This window comes from Micromonospora sp. NPDC023814 (assembly GCF_040639595.1).
In the GTDB taxonomy this organism is placed as follows: domain Bacteria; phylum Actinomycetota; class Actinomycetes; order Mycobacteriales; family Micromonosporaceae; genus Micromonospora.
Map to the genome: position 1 here is coordinate 74,568 of NZ_JBFAAF010000002.1, position 24,727 is coordinate 99,294.

The 24,727-nt window shown below is 69.2% G+C and carries 25 protein-coding genes and 1 tRNA gene; 6 read left to right on the forward strand and 20 right to left on the reverse strand.

The window, feature by feature from the left end; all coding sequences use genetic code 11:
* Positions 1-2: 2 nt before the first annotated feature.
* From AB0G14_RS01465 to AB0G14_RS01475, 3 genes are all read right to left on the reverse strand, one after another.
* Positions 3-263, reverse strand: a complete 261-nt coding sequence (locus AB0G14_RS01465; protein ID WP_357692583.1) for a hypothetical protein — start codon at positions 261-263, stop codon at positions 3-5.
* Positions 260-1,849, reverse strand: coding sequence for an FtsK/SpoIIIE domain-containing protein (locus AB0G14_RS01470; RefSeq protein ID WP_357692784.1), 1,590 nt, complete (start codon positions 1,847-1,849; stop codon positions 260-262). Before AB0G14_RS01470 ends, AB0G14_RS01465 begins: the two co-directional genes overlap by 4 nt.
* A 301-nt stretch (positions 1,850-2,150) precedes the next feature.
* Entirely contained in the window at positions 2,151-2,546 is a 396-nt protein-coding gene (locus AB0G14_RS01475; protein WP_357692585.1) for a transcriptional regulator, read from the reverse strand.
* Positions 2,547-2,726: 180 nt separating this feature from the next.
* On the opposite strand from AB0G14_RS01475, the gene AB0G14_RS01480 reads away from it, so the two are divergent.
* Together AB0G14_RS01480 and AB0G14_RS01485 are read left to right on the forward strand one after the other, a co-directional pair.
* The gene (locus AB0G14_RS01480; RefSeq protein ID WP_357692587.1) at positions 2,727-4,217 is read left to right on the forward strand and encodes a pentapeptide repeat-containing protein; all 1,491 of its coding nucleotides are present in this window, start codon (positions 2,727-2,729) and stop codon (positions 4,215-4,217) included.
* A gap of 71 nt (positions 4,218-4,288) precedes the next feature.
* Positions 4,289-4,732 (forward strand): hypothetical protein, encoded by a 444-nt coding sequence (locus tag AB0G14_RS01485; RefSeq protein WP_357692589.1) that lies wholly within the window; start codon positions 4,289-4,291, stop codon positions 4,730-4,732.
* Here the strand turns inward: AB0G14_RS01485 and AB0G14_RS01490 are convergent.
* The 4 genes from AB0G14_RS01490 to AB0G14_RS01505 all read right to left on the reverse strand — a co-directional run bounded on the left by AB0G14_RS01490 (position 4,716) and on the right by AB0G14_RS01505 (position 7,120).
* The gene (locus AB0G14_RS01490) at positions 4,716-5,492 is read right to left on the reverse strand and encodes a glycosyltransferase family 2 protein (protein WP_357692591.1); all 777 of its coding nucleotides are present in this window, start codon (positions 5,490-5,492) and stop codon (positions 4,716-4,718) included. The genes AB0G14_RS01485 and AB0G14_RS01490 overlap by 17 nt on opposite strands.
* Positions 5,480-6,301: a GntR family transcriptional regulator gene (locus AB0G14_RS01495; RefSeq protein WP_357692593.1), complete on the reverse strand. Its 822-nt coding sequence runs from the start codon at positions 6,299-6,301 to the stop codon at positions 5,480-5,482. Before AB0G14_RS01495 ends, AB0G14_RS01490 begins: the two co-directional genes overlap by 13 nt.
* 149 nt (positions 6,302-6,450) lie before the next feature.
* Entirely contained in the window at positions 6,451-6,600 is a 150-nt protein-coding gene (locus AB0G14_RS01500; RefSeq protein ID WP_357692595.1) for a hypothetical protein, read from the reverse strand.
* 187 nt (positions 6,601-6,787) lie between these two features.
* Positions 6,788-7,120, reverse strand: a complete 333-nt coding sequence (locus tag AB0G14_RS01505) for a hypothetical protein (protein WP_357692597.1) — start codon at positions 7,118-7,120, stop codon at positions 6,788-6,790.
* A 550-nt stretch (positions 7,121-7,670) separates the two neighbouring features.
* Here AB0G14_RS01505 and AB0G14_RS01510 point away from each other — a divergent pair.
* A complete protein-coding gene (locus AB0G14_RS01510; RefSeq protein ID WP_357692599.1) occupies positions 7,671-8,078 on the forward strand; it encodes a GntR family transcriptional regulator in 408 nt (135 codons plus the stop codon).
* A gap of 28 nt (positions 8,079-8,106) precedes the next feature.
* Here AB0G14_RS01510 and AB0G14_RS01515 read toward each other — a convergent pair whose 3' ends face one another.
* From AB0G14_RS01515 to AB0G14_RS01530, 4 genes are all read right to left on the reverse strand, one after another.
* Entirely contained in the window at positions 8,107-9,825 is a 1,719-nt protein-coding gene (locus tag AB0G14_RS01515; protein WP_357692601.1) for a DUF2326 domain-containing protein, read from the reverse strand.
* A 77-nt stretch (positions 9,826-9,902) separates the two neighbouring features.
* Complete coding sequence (locus tag AB0G14_RS01520) at positions 9,903-10,139, reverse strand: ABC-three component system middle component 8 (protein WP_357692603.1); 237 nt, start codon at positions 10,137-10,139, stop codon at positions 9,903-9,905.
* Entirely contained in the window at positions 10,123-11,079 is a 957-nt protein-coding gene (locus AB0G14_RS01525) for an ABC-three component system protein (protein ID WP_357692605.1), read from the reverse strand. The genes AB0G14_RS01520 and AB0G14_RS01525 overlap by 17 nt, the downstream gene beginning before the upstream one ends.
* 1,005 nt (positions 11,080-12,084) lie before the next feature.
* Positions 12,085-12,168, reverse strand: a tRNA-Tyr gene (locus tag AB0G14_RS01530).
* Positions 12,169-12,316: 148 nt separating this feature from the next.
* On the opposite strand from AB0G14_RS01530, the gene AB0G14_RS01535 reads away from it, so the two are divergent.
* Entirely contained in the window at positions 12,317-12,811 is a 495-nt protein-coding gene (locus AB0G14_RS01535; protein WP_357692607.1) for a YajQ family cyclic di-GMP-binding protein, read from the forward strand.
* 225 nt (positions 12,812-13,036) lie between these two features.
* On the forward strand, positions 13,037-13,489 hold the full coding sequence (locus tag AB0G14_RS01540) for a YfbM family protein (RefSeq protein WP_357692609.1): 453 nt from the start codon (positions 13,037-13,039) through the stop codon (positions 13,487-13,489).
* Positions 13,490-13,535: 46 nt separating this feature from the next.
* On the opposite strand, the gene AB0G14_RS01545 is transcribed toward AB0G14_RS01540, so the two are convergent.
* A complete protein-coding gene (locus AB0G14_RS01545) occupies positions 13,536-14,792 on the reverse strand; it encodes a multidrug effflux MFS transporter (protein ID WP_357692611.1) in 1,257 nt (418 codons plus the stop codon).
* A gap of 75 nt (positions 14,793-14,867) precedes the next feature.
* Here AB0G14_RS01545 and AB0G14_RS01550 point away from each other — a divergent pair, with 75 nt between their 5' ends.
* Complete coding sequence (locus AB0G14_RS01550) at positions 14,868-15,311, forward strand: MarR family transcriptional regulator (protein ID WP_357692613.1); 444 nt, start codon at positions 14,868-14,870, stop codon at positions 15,309-15,311.
* An 89-nt stretch (positions 15,312-15,400) separates the two neighbouring features.
* Here AB0G14_RS01550 and AB0G14_RS01555 read toward each other — a convergent pair whose 3' ends face one another.
* The 8 genes from AB0G14_RS01555 to AB0G14_RS01590 all read right to left on the reverse strand — a co-directional run bounded on the left by AB0G14_RS01555 (position 15,401) and on the right by AB0G14_RS01590 (position 24,675).
* Positions 15,401-16,660 carry an MFS transporter gene (locus tag AB0G14_RS01555; protein WP_357692615.1) on the reverse strand — a complete coding sequence of 420 codons (1,260 nt, stop codon included), beginning with the start codon at positions 16,658-16,660 and terminating at the stop codon, positions 15,401-15,403.
* A gap of 145 nt (positions 16,661-16,805) precedes the next feature.
* Positions 16,806-17,681, reverse strand: a complete 876-nt coding sequence (gene htpX, locus AB0G14_RS01560) for a zinc metalloprotease HtpX (RefSeq protein WP_350711578.1) — start codon at positions 17,679-17,681, stop codon at positions 16,806-16,808.
* Positions 17,682-17,860: 179 nt separating this feature from the next.
* Positions 17,861-19,393, reverse strand: coding sequence for an NADH-quinone oxidoreductase subunit N (locus tag AB0G14_RS01565; protein ID WP_357692617.1), 1,533 nt, complete (start codon positions 19,391-19,393; stop codon positions 17,861-17,863).
* Between the two features lie 40 nt (positions 19,394-19,433).
* Positions 19,434-20,939: an NADH-quinone oxidoreductase subunit M gene (locus AB0G14_RS01570; protein ID WP_357692618.1), complete on the reverse strand. Its 1,506-nt coding sequence runs from the start codon at positions 20,937-20,939 to the stop codon at positions 19,434-19,436.
* 115 nt (positions 20,940-21,054) lie between these two features.
* Entirely contained in the window at positions 21,055-22,992 is a 1,938-nt protein-coding gene (locus AB0G14_RS01575) for an NADH-quinone oxidoreductase subunit L (RefSeq protein WP_357692620.1), read from the reverse strand.
* A complete protein-coding gene (gene nuoK / locus AB0G14_RS01580) occupies positions 22,989-23,420 on the reverse strand; it encodes an NADH-quinone oxidoreductase subunit NuoK (RefSeq protein WP_357692622.1) in 432 nt (143 codons plus the stop codon). The genes AB0G14_RS01575 and nuoK overlap by 4 nt, the downstream gene beginning before the upstream one ends.
* Complete coding sequence (locus tag AB0G14_RS01585; RefSeq protein ID WP_357692624.1) at positions 23,417-24,052, reverse strand: NADH-quinone oxidoreductase subunit J; 636 nt, start codon at positions 24,050-24,052, stop codon at positions 23,417-23,419. The genes nuoK and AB0G14_RS01585 overlap by 4 nt, the downstream gene beginning before the upstream one ends.
* The gene (locus AB0G14_RS01590) at positions 24,049-24,675 is read right to left on the reverse strand and encodes an NADH-quinone oxidoreductase subunit I (protein ID WP_357692627.1); all 627 of its coding nucleotides are present in this window, start codon (positions 24,673-24,675) and stop codon (positions 24,049-24,051) included. Before AB0G14_RS01590 ends, AB0G14_RS01585 begins: the two co-directional genes overlap by 4 nt.
* Positions 24,676-24,727: the final 52 nt, after the last annotated feature.

The following is a 24,727-nucleotide window of genomic DNA, read 5'->3' on the forward strand; positions in this document are numbered from 1 at the left end:
GGTTACCTCCGGGCCGGGGCGACGCGGGTACGGATGTGGTCGGGCGGTTCGCCGAGGGAGGCGACCGCTTCGGAGAGGCAGCGCCACAGCGCCCACGCCTCGTCGGGGGTCAGGTGCATGCGGCGCCGGCCACCGCCGACGGCGAGATAGACCGGGTACGGGTCGGGCCGGTCGGGGTCGACGCGGACGGACACCGCCGTCGGGCCGGTTGGGTTGGGTGCGCGCAGCCGGTAGAAGCGCCGGCTGTCGGTCTGGGTGGTCACCGCGGCTCACCTCCGTCGGCGTCGAGGATGTTGCGCAGCGCGTCGGGCAGCAGTGGCCCGCGACGCGGCCGGGGCAGGGACGGCCGGACCGGTTCGGGGGTCGACTCCCTGCCGACCTGGGCGAGGATGTCCGCCGCGTCGGCCGGGGCCGGGTACTCCCGGGCAAGCTCGCGGATGTGGTCGTCGGTGATGTACGAGAACCGCACGCGCAGAGGTTCGGGGGTGCCGTCGAGGATCACGTAGCCAACGCCCTTGGCCCACCGGGGCATCTGGTCGGCCAGGGCGCCCCGGTTGCGGGCACCGTCTCCCAACACGAGGTCGACCTGCGCCGCTTCGGTCAGGCCGAGCGCGATCCGGGTCGGGAACAGGTCCCGGAACGGGAGCACCTCCTTGCGCGGGTCCTGCAACGCGGCCACCACCAGGACGCCGACGCCGGCACCCTGGGACAGCAGCAAGCCCAGCGAGCCCGCGATGCGCTTGCGCAGCTCGACGTCCTGGAGGTACGCGGTCAGCGCAGCCATCTCGTCGATGACGACCACGACCAGGGGGTCAGCTTCGGTCGGGGTGTGCACCCGGACCGTGCCGGCGAGCCGGGCCTGCCGTTCCCGCATGACTGTCACGGCCTCGTCGAGGAGGTCGGCCATGGCCTCGAAGGACTTGCAGGCGAACCGGGCGAACAGCGGCCGGCCCATGGCGAACTCCATCCCGCCCTTGGGGTCAATCACCCAGAGCCGGACCAGGCCGGAGGTGATGCCGCCGGCCAGCGAGCGAACCAGAGACCAGAGCACCGAGCCCTTGCCGGACCGGGTGGCCCCGCCGATGAGGACGTGCGTGGCGAGCAGGTGCAGGGACCAGGTGCCCAGGTCTTCCCGTCGCGCGAGGGGAAGGGCGGTGAAGTCCGGGACGGCCGGAGCGTCGAAGGGGGCCACGACCGGCCGCAGGGCATCGGTGCGGACGAGCACCAGGTAGATCACGGTCGGCCGGTCCCGGAACCGCACCCGGTCCACCAGCCGCAGCAGCAACGCCCAATAGCCGGTCCGGTTCGGCGGGTCGTCGGGCCGCTCGGAGTAGACCCGGGCGTGCCGCCGGCCGAAGGCGTACGCGAGGTTCGCCGTGACCTGCTGGAAGTCGGCCGGGGTCTGCCCGCGGACCATGCGGATGGTCAGCACGTCGAGGGCCTGGTCCGAGCGCACGCGCAGCAGCTCGGGCAGGACCGCGCGATGGTCGTACGTCTCGGCGAGGCCGCACAGGGTCATGGCCTCACGCCACGCCCGCCGGTACACGAAGACCTGACGGAACCGGCCGAGCAGCGGCCCGGCGCACCACCGCCACCAGGACTCTTCATCGCGCCACCGCCACACGGCCGACACCGCCGACGCCAGGACCAGCGGCACGACCAGGCCCGCCAAGCCGTGGTCGGCGTAGAGGACGACGGCGAGCACGGCCAGGCCCACGGTGACCGGGTGGCGCAGGCACCACCAGCAGCCCCGTGCGAGCCAGCGCAGCACCAGGCCGAGGACGACCGCCCACATCGGCAGCTCGAACCGCTTCGGCCGGATCACCATCAGATCCCCGGCGGTCGTCATCACCACCTCGCCCCGCGGCCGGCGCATCATCGCGCACCCCGCAGCGACACGAACCGACCCGACGAGTCCCGGACCGGAGGAAGGGGAAGAACGAGCTGTCCGACGCAGAGCGGGCAGCGGTCAGCCGCACCGCCGGCCGGGTCGAACCGGGACTGGCACACGCCGCACCGAGGCTGAGCCGGGGCAGCCGAACGCCTACGCTTGGACACGTCACTACCTCTCTCGACAGAGCAGGGGGAAGAGACAGAGGGCGGGGCTGCCGTCCGCCAAGACCTGACAGCCCCGCCCCCACCTGATGCGGCTACGCCGCCGCCTTGTTGGCCACGCCCGCCGGGGCGCGCATCCCGGTCGCCCGCAGCGAATACGCCATCCGGCCGTTGTTCGACACGTACGGCGTGACCGTCATGCCGTCGAACTCCACTGCCTCGAACGGGGCGCCCGTCGGCGGCACCGGCTGGTAGTCCGCCGAGATCTTCACCGTCGTTTCCCGGGACCGCTTCCCAAGCTCCGGGTCCAGGTCCATCACCCGGACCTGCCACACCCGCTGGCCGGTCAACTTGTCCTTCGCCGGCGAACGCCGCCCCGTCTTCTCGTCGTAGTCCTCCACCTCACCCAGCGACTCGGGCACCAACGCGCACCCCGCCGGGAACACGTCCTCACAACGCACGGCGAACCTCGTACCGCCACGCAGAGCCATCGCTCAACCTCCAGGTTGTTGGCATGTCTGCCAAGTTGAGGCTCCAAGGTAGACGGCACTTGGCAGACAAGTCAACAAGTTCTCTGAAGCCGTCGTCGCGCATATTGCCATTAATCAGGAGGTATGTCCGAATTGGTATGCGCGGGCCGGATGATCAGAGGAGTAAGGGATCATGTTTACGTGACTATCCGCGCATCCAAAGCCTTACTAATCGTCGGAGCGGTTTTAGTTGTTCTAGCGATCCTCACTCCCATACCGGCCGAATGGTGGCTTAGGACACTCCCGAGATTGGCCGATTTTTGGCTCGCGGTTGCAATCGCGGCGCTTGGCATAGCCGCTCTAGTGTTTGGAATGCGGCTCAATCGGCGCACCAAACCAGGGCTAGCGCCATCTGCTGCACCATTACCCCCGGACCGACAGCTCAGGCCTATTCGATCATGGGTCTTTCCCGCTGGAGCATTAGTTGTTGTAGTCGCCACTTGGACTGCAACCTTATGGCTGCAGTCGGCAGTACCCAAAGAGGCTGACCCACAGAAGGCGCAGCTACGAATAAATGCAATCCGGACCGGCCTATCGGTAGGCGCAGGCGTTGCTGGCGCCCTTGCGCTATTGCTGGCGCTTCGTCGCCAGCAATTAGCTGAACGGAGCCAGCAGGCGACGGAGTACGATGCTGGCGAAAAACGAGTGACGGAGCTATACGTTAAAGCAGCAGAGCAGCTGGGTTCAGAGAAGGCGCCTGTCAGGCTTGCGGGCCTTTATGCTCTTGAACGACTAGCGCAAGACAATCCGATGCATCGGCAAAGCATTACAGAAGTAATCTGTGCGTACCTGCGGATGCCACTCCCGCCTGCTCCGAACACGGATCAGCCATCTGATAATGTGACCGAGCATGTCCAGCAGACGGAGAGATGGGCTGGCGAGCGGCAGGTAAGACTTGCCGCGCAGAGGATTTTGGTCAGGCATGCCAAGGACGATGAGCAGGCAGTTTCGAGCGGAATATTCTGGGGCAGCCTCAGTTTCGATTTGGCAGAGGCCACTCTAATTGATGCCGATTTCTCGCGTACACAACTTGGCACCTTTAGCTGCAACGGAGCTAAGTTCGTAGGCAAAGCGAACTTCTTGGGCGCAACGTTCAATAGTTGCCCCGACTTTCGGGCCGCCCATTTTGCAGGAGAGGCGAATTTCGCAGGGGCGCGATTTGCATCAGGCGCGGAGTTCGGCAGAAGCCACTTCGGAGATTCGGTCAGATTTACGCGAGCCAAGTTCGAGGAAGAAGCGACTTTTAGCTTCGCCGCGTTTGGGGGCACCACACTCTTCGATTACTCTTCATTCGCGGCGGACGCCAACCTTGACCACTGCGTCTTCCAGGCCAATCTCCGCTTCTTGAGAGCAGAGTTCGGCAAGGATGCATGGTTCGACGGCAGTCGGTTCTGCGACAGGCTCGGCTTTGATCGGTCCACCTTCGGCGGAGACGTGAGTTTCGATGATGCACGGTTCGAAGGTCAAGCCTTCTTTCGAGTCCTCGAAATTGCTGGGGAGTTCGATTTTACCGGAGCGACTGTCTCGGAAGAGAAAGAAGTGAGAGCCAGTGTATGGCCAAAAGGTTGGAAGAAGTCGGAAACGGGAAAGGGTCTTGAGAAAGAATCGAACTTCAAGATTGAGGTCGAATAATCTTCGAGCGCTTCTTGCGGTTGCAAGCCCACTCGGCGATTAAGCAGCTGGTGGCTGGGTAGTGCGGCAAGATGGAGAAGCAGGAGCAGTCAGTGGACTCGGCACACTCTCGGCCCCAAGGCGTGGATGACTTGACGATAGAAGCATTGGGGGAGCTGAGCAAAGCCCTAGAGACGGTACATAGAGTCCGTGGACATCTCTATTCGGCCCATCAACTGATCGGTGGAGCGGACCTGACGCTGGACCGAGTGATTGAGTTGTTGCGACAGGCCGGCCATGACGAGGTGGCGAACCGAGTCGAGCACGAACTTCTAGGACGTAACCTGCTGCCGGGCCGGTGGACCTTCCAGATCGTGGAGGAGTTCGACGACGGCTACTACGCCGCGTTCCAGGAGATCGAGCGGGACGCGCGGGAGAAGCTGGCCGGTGGGCGGCGGCACATCTACGAGGCAGAAATGAAGCAGCGGCGCCGCACCCATGGCATGCCGGGGCACGAGGCTACGCCAGGGGCGTGAGCGGTAGGCCGTGCGGGATCATCGAGGCTAGGACGCTAGCTCTGGCCTCGATGATCCTCATCCGGGCCTGATACTCGCCCGGCTCCCGGTGTGCAGCCTGGCTGGTGACCTGGCCGGGCCACTTGCGGTAGAGCAGGCCGTACTCGCGGGTGAAGTAACCTTCGCTCACCGCGTTGGCGGCGAGCAGGAGGCCGGTGTCCTCGCTGGCGGGCAGGGCCATCCAGCCGCCCAGGGCGAAGACGAGATCCCGCCGCAGGCACAGGGTCGCTGGATGCACCGATGCCCGGTAGTCGTTGGCCTGCCAGAACGACAGGACCGAACCGCGGTCGACGACCCCGCCGGCCGGGTCCTTGTCCCATCCGGCCGTCGACCCGTCGGGCAGCAAGTCGAGTACGCGCGAGGTAGCCCAGCCGATGTGAGGATGCGCGGCGAACGCGGCGATGTCCCGGGCAAGCGCACCAGGGGTCAACTGGTCATCGGCGTCCAGGACCTTGATGAGATCCCCCGACACCCGGGCCAGCGCAAGGGTACGGGCCACCCCAGGTCCACCGGAACGGCCGGTGCCGAGGCTGATCCGAGGATCATCGGGCAGCGCGTCGACCAGGGCGCCGGTCTGCCCGTCTTCCTGGACAAGCCATTGCCAGTCCCACCCGGCAGGCATTTCCTGCTTGGCCAACGACTCGTAGGCGCCAGCGAGGTGCTCGATGCTGGGCGCGTGGACTGGAGTGATGACCGAGACGATCTGCGTCAAGTTTTCCACCGTTGGAGTTTGTGGGAGTACACAAGCTCTGTGCGGTCACCCGGCATCACCGCGTCGGCGACCTCGACGACGCGGCCCGTGGTGTCGACCGAGGTCTTTCGCACGGTGAGCACGGAGACGCCCGGGTCGATGTCCAGCAGTTCGGCCTCATCAGGTGACGGCGGCCGGGCCCGAACCTCGTCGTCGATCCGGTCCAGCTCGATGCCCAGCGTGTAGAGCTGGTGCTGCGTACCGCCGGGCCATGGTTCCTTGCTCTCGTCGAGCAGGTCCGGGTTCGCGGCCACTAGGTCGTACGGGAGGTAGGAGTAGGACAGCGTCAGCGGCGCGTTCTCGTGGCGGGAGGACGTCCAGTAGACCCGGCGCAGCAGCGGCGTGCCCGGCTCGACCTGCAAGGCCACCGCCATCTCCTCGTCCGCGTCGACGCGGGAGTACTCGGCGTGGAACTTGAGGTCGTCGACTGTCAGGCCGGTGTCGTGCTCGATTGCGCCGGTCTTCAACCGCTCAGCCTCGTCGAGCAGAACCCGGTCTTTCTCCCACTGGTATCGCTCAGTGTTGCGACGGCGTACCCGCTGGCGGGGTGCCCGCACGTAGGTGCCGCGCCCCTGCTCGGCCCGGACCAGGCCCCATTCCCGAAGCTGTCGGATTGCGTTGCGGACGCTGGTCCGGGACAGGCCAGACGTCTCGGCCAACTCTGTCTCGCTCGGCATCAGCGTGCCGGGCGCCAGCTCACCGCTCATGATCTTTGCCCGCAACTCCTCCGCGAGTTGCAGGTAGCGAGGGCGCCAGTCCCGGCCATGCACACCGGTCACCGTACCCCCTAGACGTTCCAACGTCTGCCAGGTGGTCCCGCCGGCGGGCCGCTCGGGAACCGGAGGGACCGCTACCGCCGCTCGCGGTGACTGCGCACGGCGAGGGCCGGAAGCGCTAGGGACCGCTATGACCGGACGACTGTTGGTGTTCACTGCGTCTCCCCCACCCATCTGTGTCGACCAACCGTTGCCAACATCTCCAGGCGGGCTTGCGTCAGCTCGTCAATGAGCCGGTCCACCTGCGCTGGCGACAGGAGCACGGTTTGCGTTGCGCCGTAGCGGGTCGCGTCGAGCTTCACGGCCAGGTCCCGGCGCGCGAACCGATCGACAAGTAGTTGAACGGTGACCCAGCCAGTCCGCTCCCGCCCAATGGTGGACGGGAAGCCCCGGTGCATCGGGTCGCTCGGTCCGCAGCCCCTGCACCACACTGGGCACACGACCGGCTTGATCAAAGACGACGGCCGACGCATCGCCATGGGTTCGCCCTCACTCATCGTCGGCCCCCTGGTGGCCGTCAGCTTGCTTCAGTAGCCCGCGGAGCGTCTCGACCAGTTCGGCAACCTGCGGCAACGGCAGCTCCGCCCAGGCGTTCCCGGCCCGACACGTCGCATGAACCGCGACGAAGGGCACCTGGGCGTCGGCACCGATGAGGTACGTAACGATGAGCCCGCTCGCCCTGGTGTCACCGACCCGGTGCATCGGGCCGCGATGACGGCGGGCCATGTGCGTCATCAGCGGCGGCACCAGGAGGCCGCAGCGATCCGGGGCGCACCAGTCCGGATGACTCGTGACGCCGGCCGGTTTGCTCGTACGGCTCATCGCGGCCACCGCCCACCGTTGCCCCGGTAGGCCTGCGCCCGCGTCATCAGCGGCGCGTACCGCAGCGCGGGCAACTCCCGCGTCGGCTCCACGGACCACCGTTGCGAGGTCGGGACAAAAGCCTGGCGTGGACTCGACAGAGCGTTGGTGCTGGCGGACCGGGCCGACGGACGCCTCCAGGAGCGCCAGGACGAGAACCAGCGGCGCCGACGATGAGAACCGGACATCGCACCTCCACAGGTAGGCGGGGACCGGTGGCCAGCCACGGGGGAATGCACCTGGCCACCGGTCCGGATGAAGGCACGGCGCACCGTCCGAACGCGGACGGGTCGAATATCGCCGAACCAACTTGTCCGCGCGGCTACCGCAACCGGCCCGACAGGACGCCACGCGTAGGTGCGGCCAGGGCCGGCATGGCACCACCCCTGATACAGACCGTCACTTCGGCCGCACATGAGGAAACGTACCTACGAGTGGACGAGTTGTCCATACGCCGAAACGGGTCACTTGGTTGGCGCTTGGTAAGACAAGTGCCAGGTACGGTGAGCAGGTGCCCACCCCGCACTATGGCCAGCCCCGATATCGGACTATCGCTAACGAGCTGAGACAGCGAATCGAGGACGGCGAGATCCCGCCAGGCGCCTTGTTGCCCGCAGAAAGCACCCTTACCTCCGAGTTCAGGGTGAGCCGCGGAACGATCCGCCACGCAATCGCTGCTTTGCGGGACGCCGGGCTGGTTGCTACCGAACACGGACGTGGCACGTACGCGGTCGCCTTCGTCCCTCCCGCCAGCCAAGCTGAGACAAAGGAGCGTGAGGTTGCAGCTGATGCGGACCTCGCTATCTTGTTCAAGATAGAAGTGGGAGCCGCGCTAATTGAACGAGAGGTGATTGTGCGAAGAAGCGGCAGGGCGCAAGAAGTAGTAAGAACCTATCGGCTACCCGACTGCGCCCTGTAACCCCCGAACCGCGTCGCCGGGTAAGTTGCTACCACTTCGCCATCCTGAACAGGCGACCCTCCTGGCCCTCATCATGAAGCGTAACCACAATGTCCTCTGGCATTAGCGTTTCCAGACCTGAGCCAACCGGTTCCGGCAAGTCGCTGTCGAGAAGTGAGATTATCGGCTGTACGCCAAGTGCCGCATACTCGCGGAACACACCGATCAACTTCTCACGCTTACGCGGCTCCAACTGCTCCAATGCGCCATCGTGATAGACGAAACGAGGAAATGGAACATCGAGGTAGGTTCGAAGAAAGGCTAGGTCGAAGGCAATGCAGAGGAGCTTTCGGTAGGACGTACCGCGATCGCCGCTTGTTGCCACGCCGCTATTTTCAATGAACTCGGCGGTAAAATCTAGACCGCCCTGACCGTTCATCCTGATAGCGATAATTGCGTTTTGCCCCAAAACCTCATAGATGATCTGGGTAAAGTAGCGGCGAAGCCGACCAAAGCGGCTTTCCTCATCGCGGCTAATTTCTTCGATCTGGGTCTCGACCTCAGTCTGAAGATGTCCGAAGTCCTCAGTTAGGCTCCGCTGCTGCCGCCGAAGTTCCGCCAGTCTGGCTGCGGCATTTCGCTTGGCCTCAAGTACGCTCAACTCACCTTGAAGGTTGCTCAGCTCCAAGGACAACGCCTTGTACTTCTCCATCGAATCAGAGACTCTGAGGTAATCCAGCGACTGAGCGCGCTGTTGGTTGAGGGCGTCCAGTTCTACCCGCAACTCTGCAAGCCTGACCCTGCTCTCGCTTAGCTGGGACTGAAGGGCCTCTTGCCGCTCCACTGTGATCGATCGATTGAATGCGATGAGCTGATCGTATTCACGCTTGACCTGATCCCCGAGAAGGACGCCTGCTTCGCGGAAAAGCTTTTCAGCATCCTTTGGCCGAAAGAGAACCTGCTCCTCCTCCAGAGACTCCACGATGCGCTGAATCAGCTGCGTTAAGCGATAGCTCTCTTCGTTCAGTGCCGAAATCTGTGCTTCGGTGCGATCGATTAGATCTGACGTGGCGCGACTGTCTTCCTCTTGGAAGTTGAAACTCGCGAGGGCCCCCGTCCTGGCGTCGATGTCGCGCTTCTTCACGGAGATTAGACCGTCAAGAACAGACGGATCGACATCCTCACCACTCCACTCTCGACTTAGGGTGGCAAGATCTGCGTTGGCTTTTACAAGCTCCTCCCTCTTTTGATACAGGCCAACTACAGGTGTGGAGTTCATGCCGAGTAGGTGCGCAACGAAGGGCTTCCAGTCCTGGTGCTTTCCGGCGAACTTACTGAGCTGAAAAACGTCGAGATAGTCCCTTTGGGAGCGAATTAGGTAACCTACTAGCTTTCGGATACCCCAAGGTCGGATCGCGTCAAGCGCTAGCATTCCGTCTAGCAGCAACTTGGCACGTTCAAAGGACACACCTGAGTGATCCCAGTCGGGACTCCCTTGTGCCGCCATGTCCTCGATCGACGTCTTACTGCGCTTGAAATGGATTTTTGAGCCGGGATCAACGGGGCGACCAATGGTGAGGTACCCCTCGGAGGGCAGTTCAACTTCTAGGAAAAAGATGAACTTCTCGAAGAGAGACTTGTGTTTGTAGAGAAAAAAGCTGCCGCTCTTGCCCTTCAGCAAACAGAAATCGATAAGCTCTGCGAGGGTGCTCTTGCCAAGATTATGTGTGTCAAGAAGGCGATTGGCGGGGACGCGAATTTCGGCCATGACGGCCGAGAATCCTTCGTTGAACTCTATTGGCGCGAAAATATCCGGCCTATTGGAGTAGATCCTCTTTAGCCTCATCACTTCCCCGCATATTCAAATAGATCGGCAGTTGCGCGGTATTCCACAAGGCCGAGGAGGTACAACAAGCTCACTGCGGGAGTGAACAGGTAGTCGGATCCCCGGGTCGCTTTGTCGAGCGTGGTCTTGAGGTCGGTATACGACACAGCTCGCTTGTGCTTCAGTTCGGCGAGTAGCACGGTAGAAGCCGCCAACACGGTCTGATCCGGGTGGGAGTGCTTATTGGGCCGCAGCATCTGGAGTCTCTCCGATGTCGCAGTGCCAGTACATGTAAAACACCATCGCCCGAGTTAGACGTCGGTTTCGCGACAAAACGGCGTCTCGATTGAAGAGAAGATCCACGAGGTAGTTAAATAGAGCGTCGAATGACTGATAGCTCTTACGCTTTGCGATTATCTTTAGCTGAAACTCATCGACCGCACCCTCGTAATGTCGCAAGATGTCAGCGTTAGACGGGTCTGCCAAGAATCTCTTAATCCTATGAGTTTCGTGCAGGTAGCGATCCTTGAGCACCTTCGCAAACTCCGGAGTCATTCCGTTAATGCGGTTTTTCTCTTCGTATCCAACCCGATCGACAACAGGGGCATCGTCGGGCGGTAGCGGGGCCTCAAGTCCTTTGGAGATCGCCAGTATGACTTCAGCCAAATCGTAGCTACTCACGAGCAGCGGGCCATCGAGTGGGTCGATTCGGGCTCGTCGCAGGATATCTGGATACCTTTGAATCGTGGCATCGATGAACTCAATGCCAGCGAGATGGATCCGATATTTGTCGAGGCCGGTCTCCTCAGCAAGGCGTTTGATAATTGCAGGGGCAGTGACCCCGCCCAAGCGCCTGTTGCTAAAAAGAATGTAGTTGTGCACCTCATCGTCTGCTACGAGCTTCCGGATTCGCGGGATTTCCTCTGAAAGCACGGAACTCTCGGCGGTGCTGCTGAAGTCGCTGTCACTAAAATGCGCGTTGGTGGCGTTGGTGTGCTTCGCCTGACCGATAGTGATTTGAGTCCAAGGCTCGGCGGTACTGGGGAACCTGGCGGCAGTGCCGTGGAAGCGTGCGTCTCGGCCGCCGTCGGGTCCAGGCGTGAATGACTGCACGCCATCGCCGAAGAGCTCCCGCATGCACTCCACCACTAGCCTCTCAAACTGGCTATCGTCCAAGTCCTCGTATGGGTACCCCATCTCCCCAGGCTAACGTCGAAGGTGGAGATGGTCGATCTCACAACCTGCGTTTCCGACCGTCTGTTGGGGATCGGGGACGGACCGTTCGGCCGCCCATCAGGACCGTTCAGCCTGCCCGGTCGCCCAAAGTGTCCGGCATGTGACAGTTAATGCGAGCGCCAGTCACCTTCAAGCCGAGTATAAAAGCGGCACCCTGCATCCTGTCGCGGTCCCTGTCTGAGCGCTGGACATGAGCGCCGGACAACGTGCCAGCACGTGCACGACAGTCGGCCTTGGTTACTCAGTCGTCCTGGTCACAGGGGTCGGCACCTTCAACGGCCAGTCCACCACGGCATTGTGCCCGCTCGGCTAACCCCGCCTGCCTGCCAGACGGTGAGGGCCGACCGTGACGCATCGAAGGCGGCAACCGCTCCCGACCCTCTCATGCCGCGAGAAGCGCGTGGCCTGTCGCAGATCAGTTGGCGGACGCATGTCGCACATCAGCCGCGGAAGAAATGAGTGCCGGACACGTAACTGCCGAATATCCCTGTTTCTGATCAAGGCGCCGCGCTCCGCGCGGCGCGGGGGCGGTGAGCCGGCCGGCGGCAAGCCGCCCCGGCTGCCTTCGGCACCGGGGCGGAGAGCCGCCGACTGCCGCCGGACCGCCGCCCCCAAATCCGCAGCGGCACGATTACGGCCAGGGCGGTACGGAAGCCGAACGGGTCGACCTGGTCGAGGGCCGGGGCTTCCGACTGCCGCGCCAGTCCAACCCCGGGACTGGCTTGCCCCCGGCCTACCTCCCGCAGCCAGCGACACGCCAGCCGTAGAGCCCTCAGCCGGTCCCTACGCGCACGGCCCGCGCCAGCCCGGCAGGCGCAGCCCCAGAGGAGCCCCCAGAGGCAAGATCGACCCGCCCACGATCTGCCCACAACCAGTCGTCAACGGCTGGACGCAGCCGGACTCGGCCAGACAAACGACAACGGCCCCCGATCAGCATTCCTGCTGGTCAGGGGCCGTTGGTGCTCCTGGTGGCGGGTAGAGGATTCGAACCTCTGTAGCTTTCGCGACGGATTTACAGTCCGCTCCCATTGGCCGCTCGGGCAACCCGCCAGGGCACCCCACCGCGTCGTAACGCGGCAGCGGAAGCAAGGATAGCGGCTCCCCCCGGCAGGAGCGCAACCGGGTACCGTCAGGGGGTCGTACCGCTGGTCAGCGGGGGACACAGGACCACAAACCGCCGGACAGCAGGAGCATGAGCATGGCAGCGAACCCGTCGTTCGACATCGTGAGCAAGGTCGACCGCCAGGAGGTCGACAACGCCCTCCGCCAGGTGGAGAAGGAGCTCGCGACGCGGTTCGACTTCCGGGGCACCGGCGCCGAGATCTCCTGGTCGGGCGAGGAGGCGATCAGCCTCCAGGCGGAGACCGAGGAGCGGGTACGGGCCGCGCTGGAGGTCTTCAAGGAGAAGCTGGTCAAGCGGAACATCTCGCTGAAGTCGCTGGATGCCGGCGACCCGCGCTCGTCGGGCAAGACCTTCAAGATCGACTGCAAGGTCATCCAGGGCATCGACTCGGACAAGGCCAAGGCGATCAGCAAGAAGATCCGCGACGAGGGCCCGAAGGGCGTCCAGGCGCAGATCCAGGGCGACCAGCTCCGGGTCACCGGCAAGAAGAAGGATGACCTCCAGGCCGTCATCGCGCTGCTCAAGGGCGAGGACTTCGGCCTCGCCCTCCAGTTCACGAACTATCGGTAAGCCTCAGCCGCCCTGGCTGATCATCAGGTCGTCGACCTGCTGCAGCCTGGCAGACGTCGTTGCCGTCGGTCGTCGTTCGGTATTTCCGTCTGACGGCCGGCGGCCCGGCGAGGGCCTGGGCCCCTGCGGTCGGGCTCCGTGGTGCTCGCCGGTGCCCGCCGGTCGTCGGAGGGGGCTATCAGACTGGCCGCCGATTCGACCGGGCCGATGTGGAGTGGTGGATCCATGGGGAGTGTGCTGTCGTTCACCCGGGTGACCTCGGAGGAGTTGGACCGGGCGTTCGCGGACCCGGAGTGGGCCGCGGAGCACGTCGTCGACGACGAGGATCGGCCGGTTTGCTGCCTCGACAAGGCCTGGGCCGGCCTCCAGTTCCTGCTGGACGGGGCGGAGGTGGGGGTCGACCTCTACGAGAACGGCGACGTCATCGACGAGGAGTGCACCCTCTTCGGCTGGGACGACGGCAGGGTCGCCGAGGCCGCCCGCGCCCTGAGCGCGACGCCGTTCGAGGCGCTTGCGCGGCACTTCGACCCGAAGGGGATGTCCGAGGCGAGGGTCTACCCCGGCCTCTGGGACGACGACGACCTCGACCGCCTGGAGCGGCACCACGCCGAGTTGGTCGAGTTCTTCGTGGCGACGGCCGCGTCGGGCGGCGCCGCGATCCGGGACTTCAACTTCTGACGCCGCCACCTACCACCGGCGGGAACCAGTCCCGCCATGCTCACAGTCAGCCCTCGGCGGAGGTCGCCGTGGTGGACCGGCGCGGGCGGGCCAGGGTGAGGACGACGGCGAGGGAGGCGACCGCCGCACCGGTGATCACCACGGCCATCGGAACGGCGCTGCCCTCCCCGCCCAGCCCGACCAGCGGCGCCGCTGCCGCCCCCACCACCGACTGGATGGCGCCCAGCAGGGCGGCGGCGGTGCCGGCGTGGGCGGCGTGCCGGTCCAGGGCGAGCGCGGTGCCGTTCGGCGTCACCATGCCGAGCGATCCGACGAAGACGAACAGGGCCACCGCCACCAGCGGCAGGGCGTCGAGCAGCGCGCCCGCGAGCACGGCGGCGGCGGCCAGCACCCCCACCCCGAGCGGCCCGATCAGCAGCCTGCGGGGCTCGAAGCGGTCCAGCAGGCGGGCGTTGGCCTGACCGACGGCGACCAGGGCGAGCGCGTTGACGCCGAAGATCAGGCTGAACGTGCCGGCCGAGACGCCGAAGACGTCCTGGAAGACGAAGGACGATCCGGAGATGTAGGCGAACAGCCCGGCGAAGGCGAGGCCCTGCGCCAGCGCGTACCCCAGGAAGATCCGGTCGGTGAAGAGCGAGCGGCCGGCGGCGGCCGTGGCGGCGAGGCCGCCGGTGCTGCGTCGGGATGCGGGCAGCGTCTCCGGCAGCCGCCACGCGACGGCGGCGGCGAGCAGCGCGCCGATCACCGCGAGGGCGACGAAGACGGTACGCCAGGAGCCGAAACGCAGCACCAGGCTGCCGAAGGCCGGCGCGGCCATCGGGGCGATACCGAAGACCAGGGTGAGCCGGGAGAAGTACTTCGCGGCGTCCCGGCCGGCGTAGAGGTCGCGGACGACGGCGCGCGCGACGACCACGCCCATGCCGCCGGCGAAGCCCTGCGCGAACCGCGCCGCGGCCAGGGCCTCGGCCGACGGCACGGCCGCGCAGAGCAGCGACAGCAGGGTGTACGCGCCGACGCCCACGAGCACCGGTCGGCGCCGGCCCCAGCGGTCGCTGAGCGGGCCGGTGACGAGTTGGCCGAGCGCCATGCCGATCAGGCAGGTGGTGAGGGAGAGCTGGATCTGTGCCTGGCTGGCGGCCAGGTCGCGGGTCATCTCCGGGAACGCCGGCAGGTAGGTGTCCAGGGAGAGCGGCCCGAACGCGGTGATCGTGCCGAGCAGCACCAGCAGCACCGCGGCGGCCCGTCCCGTCGGCGCGGCGACGCGCTCGTCCGGGCGTACGGGCGGCGCGGTGGCGTGCGGCATGGCGGTCCCCTCCGTGGCGGCGGCCCGCATACGATAGCTCTGCCCACAGAGTTGTTGAAGCGGGGAGAGTGTCCTGTGACGGACGAGACGGTGGACCAGCTCAGCGGAGCCCTCGGCGACCTGCACCGGGTGCTGCGCCGGGCGGCCAGCCAGCGGGCCGGCCGCGTCGCCCTGCCGGACGCGCAGGTGGAGGTGCTGCGGCTGGTGCAGCGGCAGCCGGGCGTCGGCGTCCGCGAGGCCGCGGAGCGGCTGGGCACCGCGCCCAACACGGTCAGCACGCTGGTCGGCGAGCTGACCTCCGCCGGGCTGCTGCACCGGGACCGGGACCCGGTCGACCGGCGGACCGTCCGCCTGGAACTGACCGACGCGGCGCGGGAGCGGATCGCCGCGTACGGGCGGCACCGGCGGGACCTGCTCGGCGCCGCGCTGGCGGGCCTGGACGACGCCGACCGGAAGGCGCTGCTCGCCGCCGCGCCGGCGCTGCGTCGCCTCGCCGACCGGATGACGCAGCAGCGCTGACCCCGCCGGCGGCCGGGACAGCCGGCGACCGGCGGTGCGGGTCAGCCGGCGACCGGCGGTGCGGGTCAGCCGGCGACCGGCGGTGCGGGTCAGGCGGGCACGAGATCCTCGGCGCGTACCGCGGTGGCCTCCGCGCGGGCGATGGGGCCGGCGGGCAGGGCCGCGATCCCGGCCCCGACGGCGACCGCCGCCCCGGCGAAGAGGAACGCCCAGGGCACCCCGCCGGCGTGGTCGACGATCAGGCCGGCCACCGCGCCGCCGGCGGCGCTGGCGCCCACCGACATGGTCACCACCCAGGTGTACGCCTCGTTGAGCATGCTGGTCGGCGAGATCCGGCCGACCAGGGTGTTCTCCAGGGTGAGCGCGGGCGCGATCGTGGCGCCGCCGATCACCAGGGCGGTGCCCAGCGCCGCCGGGGTGGGCATCACCGCGAAGACGGCGAAGCTGCCGGCCACCGCGGCGAGCAGCAGCGCGAACTGCCGGGTCATGTTCCGGGCCGGCTTGCGGACGCCGAACCAGAACCCGCCCAACGCGCTGCCGACGCCCCAGACGGCCAGCAGCACGCCGGCGAGACTGTCCGGGTCGTCGGAGGTGTAGTCGGTCGCGAACGCGGGCACGGTCACGCCGGCCGCGCCGAAGGCGATGCCGAGGCTGGCCACGCAGAGCAGCAGCGCCGGGAAACCGGGGACGCGCAGCGGCCCGAGCCCCCTGGTGTGGTGCTCGCGCGGGTGCGGCTGCCAGCCCCGCATCACCCGGCCCAGCGCCACCGCGGTGGTGCCGACGAGGGTCACCACGGCCGAACCGACCAGGGCGGCCTTGGCGTCGGCGACCAGGATGAAGCCGGCGACCAGCAGCGGGCCGAGCACGAAGACGATCTCGAAGAGGGTGGTCTCGGCGGCGAGCGCGGTGTTGCGCAGCTGTCGCCGGCCCGACGCGGGCGAGGTCAGGTCGTTCCAGGCGCCCCGGATCGCGGCGGTCAGCGGCGGGTACGTCGCCCCGGCCACGCCGGAGGCCACGAAGACCAGCGCCAGGCTGCCGGCGTCGGCGCGGGCGGACCAGAGCAGGCCGATCAGGGCGAGCGGGTGGGCGACCGCCGTGCCGAGCAGCACGGGGCTGGGGCCGATCCGGTCGGCGATCCGGCCGGCCACGGGGCTGAGCGCCGCGCCGGCCAGGGCGTAGATGCCCCCGGCGACGGCGGCCAGCGAGTATCGCCCGGTGACCTGCTCGACGACCAGCAGCAGCGCCAGCGGCGTCATCCCGATCCCGAGCCGCCCGATGATGCCGGTGACCAGCAGCATCGGTGCCCCGGGGATCCGCCAGACGCCCAGGTACTGGCGCAGTGCGGCCACGGTCGACCTCCAAGGAATTGTAATGAGCGAAAACCCCTTCCGACCCTAACGCCGGCCGGCCTCGGGACGAAACGGTTAACACGCTCACACAGCGGTCCGCCCGTGCCCGGCGGCGCCGGGCACGGGCGGAGAGGTGATCAACGCCTCAGCGCTGGAACTGCACCGGGCCGCTGCTGGCGGCCATCTGCTCCAGGCGCGCGACCCGCTCCTCCATCCGCGGGTGGGTGGAGAAGAGCGCGGCCACGCCGCCGCCCCGGAACGGGTTGTCGATCATCAGGTGGGCGGTGCTGGTGAGTTGCCCCTGGGCCGGCAGCGGCCGGCGCTGGGTGCCCATGTGGATCTTCCGCAGGGCGCTGGCCAGGGCCAGCGGGTCCCGGGTCAGCCGGGCGCCGGAGGCGTCCGCCTGGAACTCCCGGCTGCGGCTGATCGCGAGCTGGATGACGGTGGCCGCGATCGGGCCCAGGACGATGGTGAGCAGCAGCACGATCGGGTTCGGGGAGTCCTCGTCGTCGCCACCGCCCAGCGGGATGAACCAGGCGATGTTCGCCAGCATGGTGATGATGCCGGCCAGACCGGCCGCCACGCTGGAGATGAGGATGTCCCGGTTGTAGACGTGCGACAGCTCGTGCCCGATCACCCCGCGCAGCTCCCGGTAGTCGAGGATCTCGGTGATCCCCTGGGTCACGCAGACGGCCGCGTGCTGCGGGTTCCGCCCGGTGGCGAACGCGTTGGGCTGGGACGTCGGGCTCACGTAGAGGCGCGGCATCGGCTGCCCGGCCTCGGTGGCCAACTCGCGGACCATCCGGTACAGCTCGGGGAACTGTGCCTCGCTGACCGGTTGCGCCCGCATCGAGCGCAGCGCGAGCTTGTCGGAGTAGAAGTAGGTGACGCCGTTCATCAGCAGCGAGACGACGACGGCGATGACCAGTCCGCCACTGCCGCCGAACCAGTAGCCCACCGCCAGGATCAGCGAGGTGAGCAGGCCGAGCAACGCGGCGGTCTTCAGACGGTTGTGGTGCACGATCACTCCTTCGGTGCGCGGATCCACGCGGGACCCGCTGACCGTTTCAACAACCCGGTACCCGTCAACCATCCGTCTCATGGCTGTGAGTTGCCTGGGATGTCCGGAGTGCCCGCCTGCGATTACCGCCACGATCAGCGGGAATCCGGGCGCGGGAGCCCGCCGCCTGACGGGTTCGCTCAGCGGGCGGCGAGGTCGAGCACGAGCTGCGGAGCGAAACCGATCACCACGGCCACCACGGTCGCCCCGACCAGCGCCGCGCCGACCGTCCCGGCCCGCACGGCGGGGGCCGGGGCACCGACCGGCGTGGCGTCCCCACCGGCGGGGGCGGTGGGCCCGGCGACCGGGGCCGTCGGAGCCACGGGCGGGGCGGCCCAGAGGGCGGCGGTGAGGCGCAGGTAGTAGGCGAGGCCGAGCACCGCGTTCACGGCCACCACCAGGGCCAGCCAGCCCGCGCCGCCGTCCAGCAGGGAACGGACCACGGTCACCTTGGCGAAGAGGCCGGCCAGGCCCGGCGGCAGACCGGCGAGCCCGATCAGCGCCAGCCCCAGCGCCGCCGCCCGCCACGGGTGCCGACGGCCCGCGCCGCGCAGGTCGTCGACGGTGCCGCCGTCCGCGCCCGCCGGGCGCAACGCCACCACGGCCGCGAAGGCCGCCAGCTCCAGCACCACGAAGAAGACGGCGTACGCGACGGCGGCCGCGTACGCGGCGGTGCGGGCGTCGGCGGTGCGTCCGGCAGCCAGCGCCAACGCGCCCAGCGGGGCGAGGATGTAGCCGGCCTGGGCCACCGAGGACCAGGCGAGCAGCCGGACCGTACGCCGCTGGCGCAGCGCCACCAGGTTGCCCACGGTCATCGTCAGCACCGCGAGCAGGGCGAGCACCGGCCCCGTCACGTGGGCCGGCAGCGCGTGCTGCACGACGGCGAGCAGGGCCACCACGCCGCCCAGCTTCGAGGCGGTGGACAGGTATGCCGCCACCGGCAGCGGGGCGCCGTCGTAGGTGGCCGGCGCCCAGGCGTGGAAGGGCACCGTCGCCACCTTGAACGCCAGCCCCAGCACGACCAGCGCCACGGCGGCGGTGGTCAACGGCAGGTCGAGCAGGTCCGGCCGGTCGGTCAGGATCGCGCCGAGCCGGCCCAGGTGCAGCCCGCCCGTGGCCGCGTAGAGCAGCGCCGCCCCCAGCAGGGTCAGCGTGGTGGCGATCACGCTGACCACGAAGAAGGTGACGGCCGCCTCGGCGCTGGCCAGGCTGCCCCGGCGCAGCCCGACGAGCACGTAGAGCGGCAGGGTGAGCGTCTCCAGCGCCACGACCAGGGTGATCAGGTCGCCGGCCGCGCCGAGCACCACGCCGCCCGTCATCGAGCAGGCGAGCAGGAAGCAGTACTCCCCCGTCGGCGACTGCCCCGCCCGCAGCAGCGGCCCGGACAGCGCGAGCACCCCGAGCGTGAGCAGGGCGACGACCGCCGCGACCAGGGCGGCCCGGCCGCCGAAGACGTACGAGCAGTCGGGGCCGACGCAGAACGTCCGCCGCTCGTCCCCGGCGCCGACGAGGGCCGCGCCGAGCGCCGTGGCGACCGCGCCGGCGGCGGCCGTCGCCAGCGTGACCCGGGAGCGGGCCACCAGCAGGTCGGCGAGCAGCACCAGCACGGCCGTCCCGGCGGCCAGGTACGCCGGGAGCAGCGCCACGTTGTCGACGCTCTGCACCACGCTCACGCCGACACCTCGCCGCGTCCGTTCCGTCGGCCCGGCTCGCTCATCGCAGCACCTCCACGAGGGCGTCCACGGGGGCCTCGGCGACGCCGAGCACCAGGGTCGGGGCCAGACCGACCGCGAGAGCCAGCAGCACCAGCGGCGCCCACGCGGCCAGTTCCGCGCCGGCCAGGCCGGGAGCCAGCCGCCCGACCGCCGGGCTGGGCCGCCCGTGCGTCACCCGCCGCAGCAACCGCAGGAAGTACGCCGCGGTGAGCGCCCCGCCGAGCGCGGCCAGCACGCCCAGCGTGGTCCAGAGCGGCCCTCCGACCTCGACGGCGGCCACCACCGCGAACGCCTCGCCCCAGAAGCCGGCGAGCCCGGGCAGGCCGAGCGAGGCGACGGCGGCGAAGCCGAACAGCCCGGCGAGCCGGGGCGCGGTCTCCCGCAGCCCGGACAGCTCGTCGAGCGCCCCGGTGTGCGTACGGTCCTTGACCGCGCCGGCGAGGAAGAACAGCAGGCCGGTGATCACCCCGTGCGCGACGTTGCCGATCAGGGCCGCCTGGATGCCGGTGGTGGTGAGCGTGGCGACCCCGAGCAGCACGAAGCCCATGTGCCCCACGCTGGAGTACGCGATCAGCCGTTTCAGCTCGCGCTGCGCGAGGCAGACCAGCGACCCGACCAGGATCGCCGCGACCGCGAGCACGCCGAGCACCGGGGCGGCCCAGCGGGCGCCCTCCGGCGCCACGCCGACCGCGATCCGGATCAGCCCGTACGTGCCCATCTTGAGCAGCACCCCGGCGAGGACGACGCTGCCGACGGTGGGCGCCTGGGTGTGCGCGTCGGGCAGCCAGGAGTGCAGCGGCCAGAGCGGGCTCTTCACCGCGAACGCCAGCGCGAGCAGGGTGAACGCGGCGAGCTGGGTGCTCCGGGACAGCTCGGCTCCGCCGGTGAGCGCCATGATGTCGGCGGTGCCCGCGGCGGCCACCACCGTGTAGACGCCGACCAGCAGCAGCACCGAGCCGAACAGCGTGTAGAGGGCGAACTTGCGGGCCGCCCGCCGCCGGTCCGCGCCGCCCCAGCCGGCGATGATCGCGTACATCGGCAGGAGGACGACCTCGAAGAACACGAAGAACAGCACGAGGTCGAGGGCGAGGAAGGTGCCGAGGATGCCGACCTCGACGACCAGCAGCAGCGCCACCAGCGCCCGCCCGCTGCCGCCCTCGGGCACCCGCCACAGGGTGTAGGCGCAGCAGAGCAGGGTGAGCAGGGCCGTCAGCACGACCAGCGGCCAGGAGATGCCGTCCACCCCGAGGTGGAAGCGCAGGTCCAGACCGGGCACCCAGGGCAGGTCGAGCCGGTGCCACGGGCGCACCGCGGGCACGTCGGCCGCGTAGGTGACCCAGCCGCGCTCGCCGAGGACGAGCAGCGTGGCGGCCACCAGGGTCAGCCCGGCGACGGCCGTGCCGAGCGCCCGGGCCGCCCGCTCCCGGGGCGTCGCGGCCACCGCGAGCGCACCCAGCGCCGGCAGCGCCAGCACCGCGACCAGCAGGAACTCCCCGAACCTCACGGCGTCACCTCGGTTCGCGACTGCGGGGCTCGCAAACCCGGCTCACTCCTCGCGCTCACGGACGTCACCTCGGTTCGCGACTGCGGGGCTCGCAAACCCGGCTCACTCCTCGCGCTCACGGCGCCCCTCCGATCAGGGCGGCGGCCAGCCCGATCAGCAGCGCGCCGGCGAGCACCCCGGCTGCCGCGCGCGGCAGCGCGGCCCGGTGCAGGGCCGCCAGCCCGCTGCCGAGGCCGAGCGCGGCCCGGCCGCTGCCCTCGACCGCGCCGTCCACCACCACCTCGTCGGTCGTACGCGTCGCCCGGGCCAACGCCGTCGTCGAACGTACGACCAGGGCACGCTGGACGTCGTCGAGCCGGAACGCGGCGGCGAAGACCGGCCGCAGCGGGCCCAGCGCGGTCGCCGGGTCGGCGGCCGGGTCCCGCCGCCAGCGGAGCCAGGCCAGCCCCGCCCCGACGGCCAGCAGTGCCAGCGGCAGCAGCAGTTCCGGGCCGACGTGGATCAGGGCGTGCTCCCCGGCCGGCGCGCCGGCGGTGGGCGTGAGCAGCAGCCGGCGGGCGAAGGCCCAGTCGAAGCCGGCGAGGCCGAGCAGGGCGGCCGGCACGGCGAGCAGCAGCACCGGCCAGCGCATCACGGCGGGCGGGTCGTGCGGGTGGGCCAGCGGGATCCGCGTCTCGCCGAAGAAGGTGCGCAGCAGCAGGCGGGTGGCGTACCAGGCGGTGACCGCGACGCCGACCAGCCCGGCGAGCCAGACCAGCCAGCCCACCCAGGACGGGGCCGGGCCGGTGCCGTGCAGGGCGGCCTCCCCGGCGGCGGCGAGCACGCCGTCCTTGCTCCAGAAGCCGGACAGCGGGGGCAGCCCGGCCAGGGCGCCCAGGCCGACCACCGTGCACCAGAAGGTGACCGGCATGGCGTGGCGCAGCCCACCCATCCGGGACATCAGCGTGGTGCCGACCGCGTGGATCACCGCGCCGGCGGCGAGGAAGAGCAGCGCCTTGAACGCGGCGTGCGTGAGCAGGTGGAACAGCGCGGCGGGAGTCGAGCCGACCGCGAGCGCGCCGGTCATGTAGCCGATCTGGGAGACCGTCGACCAGGCCAGCACCCGCTTGAGGTCGTCCTGCGCGGTGGCGGCGAACGCGCCGAGCAGCAGGGTGACGGAGGCCATGACCCCCAGCACGGCCAGCGCGACCGGGGCCGCCTCGAACAGCGGGTAGAGGCGGGTCACCGCGTACACGCCGGCGGCGACCATGGTGGCGGCGTGGATCAGCGCCGAGATCGGCGTCGGGCCGGCCATCGCGTCCGGCAGCCAGGTGTGCAGCGGGAACTGGGCGCTCTTGCCGGCAACCCCGGCGAGCAGCAGCAGGCAGGCGGCGGTCAGCGTGCCGGTGCCGTGGTCGTGCGCGAGCACGTCGGCGATCCGGAAGCTGCCGGCCGAGACGCCCAGCAGCGCGATGCCGAGCAGGAAGCCGACGTCGCCGACGCGGGTCACCAGGAACGCCTTCATCGCGGCGGCCGGCGCCTCGGGCAGCCGGCGGTCGTGGGCGATGAGCAAATAGGAGCAGATGCCCATCACCTCCCAGCCGACCAGCAGCAGGATCAGGTCACCGGCGACCACCACCAGCAGCATGGCGGCGGTGAAGAGGCTGATCTGCGCCGCGTACGGCGGGTAGCGGTGGTCGGCGTCGACGTCGTCGTGCGGACCCCGGCGCAGGTAGCCGATCGAGTAGACCTGCACGGCCAGGGCCACCGCGGCGACCGCGACGGCCACCAGCGCGGCGGCCGAGTCGAGCCGGACCCCGAGGGTCACGGTCAGCCCGCCCAGGTCGACCCAGGTGGTGGACGCCTCGGCCGGCCGGTCGAGGGCGACCAGCAGGGCGACGGCGAGCGCCAGCGCGCCGGCCGCCCCGGCCACGCCGAGCGCGATCGCCGTCCGGCGGGCCCGGTCCCCGCCCGTCCCGGCGCCGCGCGGCGAGGGCGGCAGCAGCAGGCCGAGCAGGCCCGCGACCAGCGGTACGGCCGGAAGCAGCGCGCCGAGCGTCGTGGTCGTGCTCACCGCTCCCCCTCCGGACGGTCGGGCCCGGGCCGGGCGTCGGTCCCGGCGGCGGACCCGGGCCGGGCGGCGGTCCCGCCGGCGACCCCGGCCGCGGCCGGCCCGGCCGGACGTGCGGCCGGCGGGCGCTCGGTCAGCGGGACCTCGTCGACGGCGACGCTGGCCCGGAGCCGGTAGAGCTGGAGCACGATCGCCAGGCCGACCCCGATCTCGGCGGCGGCCAGCACGATCACGAAGAGCGCGAAGACCTGCCCGCCGTGCGGCAACTGCGACCGCACGGTGGTGTCGGCGGTGACCAGGATCAGGTTGACCGCGTTGAGCATCAGCTCGACGGCCATCAGCACCAGCACCGCGTTACGCCGACGCAGCACGCCGTAGACGCCGAGGCCGAACAGCAGCCCGGCGGTGACGTACGGGATGACGGGCCTCACCGCGACCGCCCGCCGTCGCCGCCCGGACCGCCCCCGGTGACCGCCGCGCCCGGCCGCCCACCGGGCCGGGCCGCGCCCGGCCGGTCGGTCTTCGGCCTGCCGCTGTCGGACCGGTCGGTGCCCGGCCCGTCCTTCGGCCGGCCGATGTCGGGACGGGAGAGCACGATGGCCCCGACCAGAGCGGCCAGCAGCAGCACCGAGAGCACCTCGAACGGGAGCACCCAGCTCCGGAAGATCTGGTCGCCCAGGCGTTCCGCGGTGCCCGCGTCGGGCAGGTCCACGGCCGTCCAGCGGTAGGCGTCGACCAGCAGGGCCGCCAGGCCCAACCCGGTGCCCCCGCCGATCAGCGCCGCGGGCCAGCCGGGCCGGTCCAGGTCGTCGGAGGCGCCGATCGGGGCGCGGGTGAGCATCACCGCGAAGAGCAGCAGCACCACCACCGCGCCGACGTAGATCAGCACCTGCACCCAGGCCACCAGCTCGGCGGTGAGCACCAGGTACATCCCGGCCAGCGCGCCGAGGCAGACCACCAGGTAGAGGCCGGCCCGGACCAGGTGCCGGGTGGCCACCACCAGCACCCCCGAACCGACCGCCACCGCGCCGAGGGCGAGCAGCAGCACGTCCACACCGGTCATGCGCCGGCCTCGGGCTCGGGACGTACGGGCGGGGCGGCCGGACGGGCGGCGGGGGTGGCCGGAACCGCGGCCTTGCGCGCGGCGGCGGTCTCCTCCTTGGCCGGCTCGCCGTTCGGGTCGTGCGCGGGCGGCGGCGGCACGGTGCCCATCCACTGCCCCAGGTGGTCCTTGTCGTGCAGCAGGTCCTTGATGTCGTACTCGGCGTACTCGAACTCCGGGGACCAGTAGAGCGCGTCGAAGGGGCAGACCTCCACGCAGATGCCGCAGTACATGCAGAGCGAGAAGTCGATGTCGAATCGGTCGAGCACGTTGCGCTGGCGGGGGCGGGCGGCGCCGGGCACCGCCACCTCCTCCTTGTGGGAGTCGATGTAGATGCACCAGTCCGGGCACTCCCGGGCGCAGAGCATGCAGACCGTGCAGTTCTCCTCCAGCAGCGCGATCACCCCGCGCGAGCGGGGCGGCAGCTCGGGGGCGACGTCCGGGTACTGCTGGGTGGTCGAGCGGCGGGTCATCGTCTTCAGCGTGACCGCGAGCCCCTTGACCAGGCCCGCGCCCGGCAGGCCACGTTCTGGGCCGGCGCCGCCCGGCTCGCTGCGCTCGCTGCGGTCGGTCATGCCGACCATCCTGCCCTGTGGCCCCCCCCGCGCGCGACCACCACCCGGGGGTCGGTGAGAG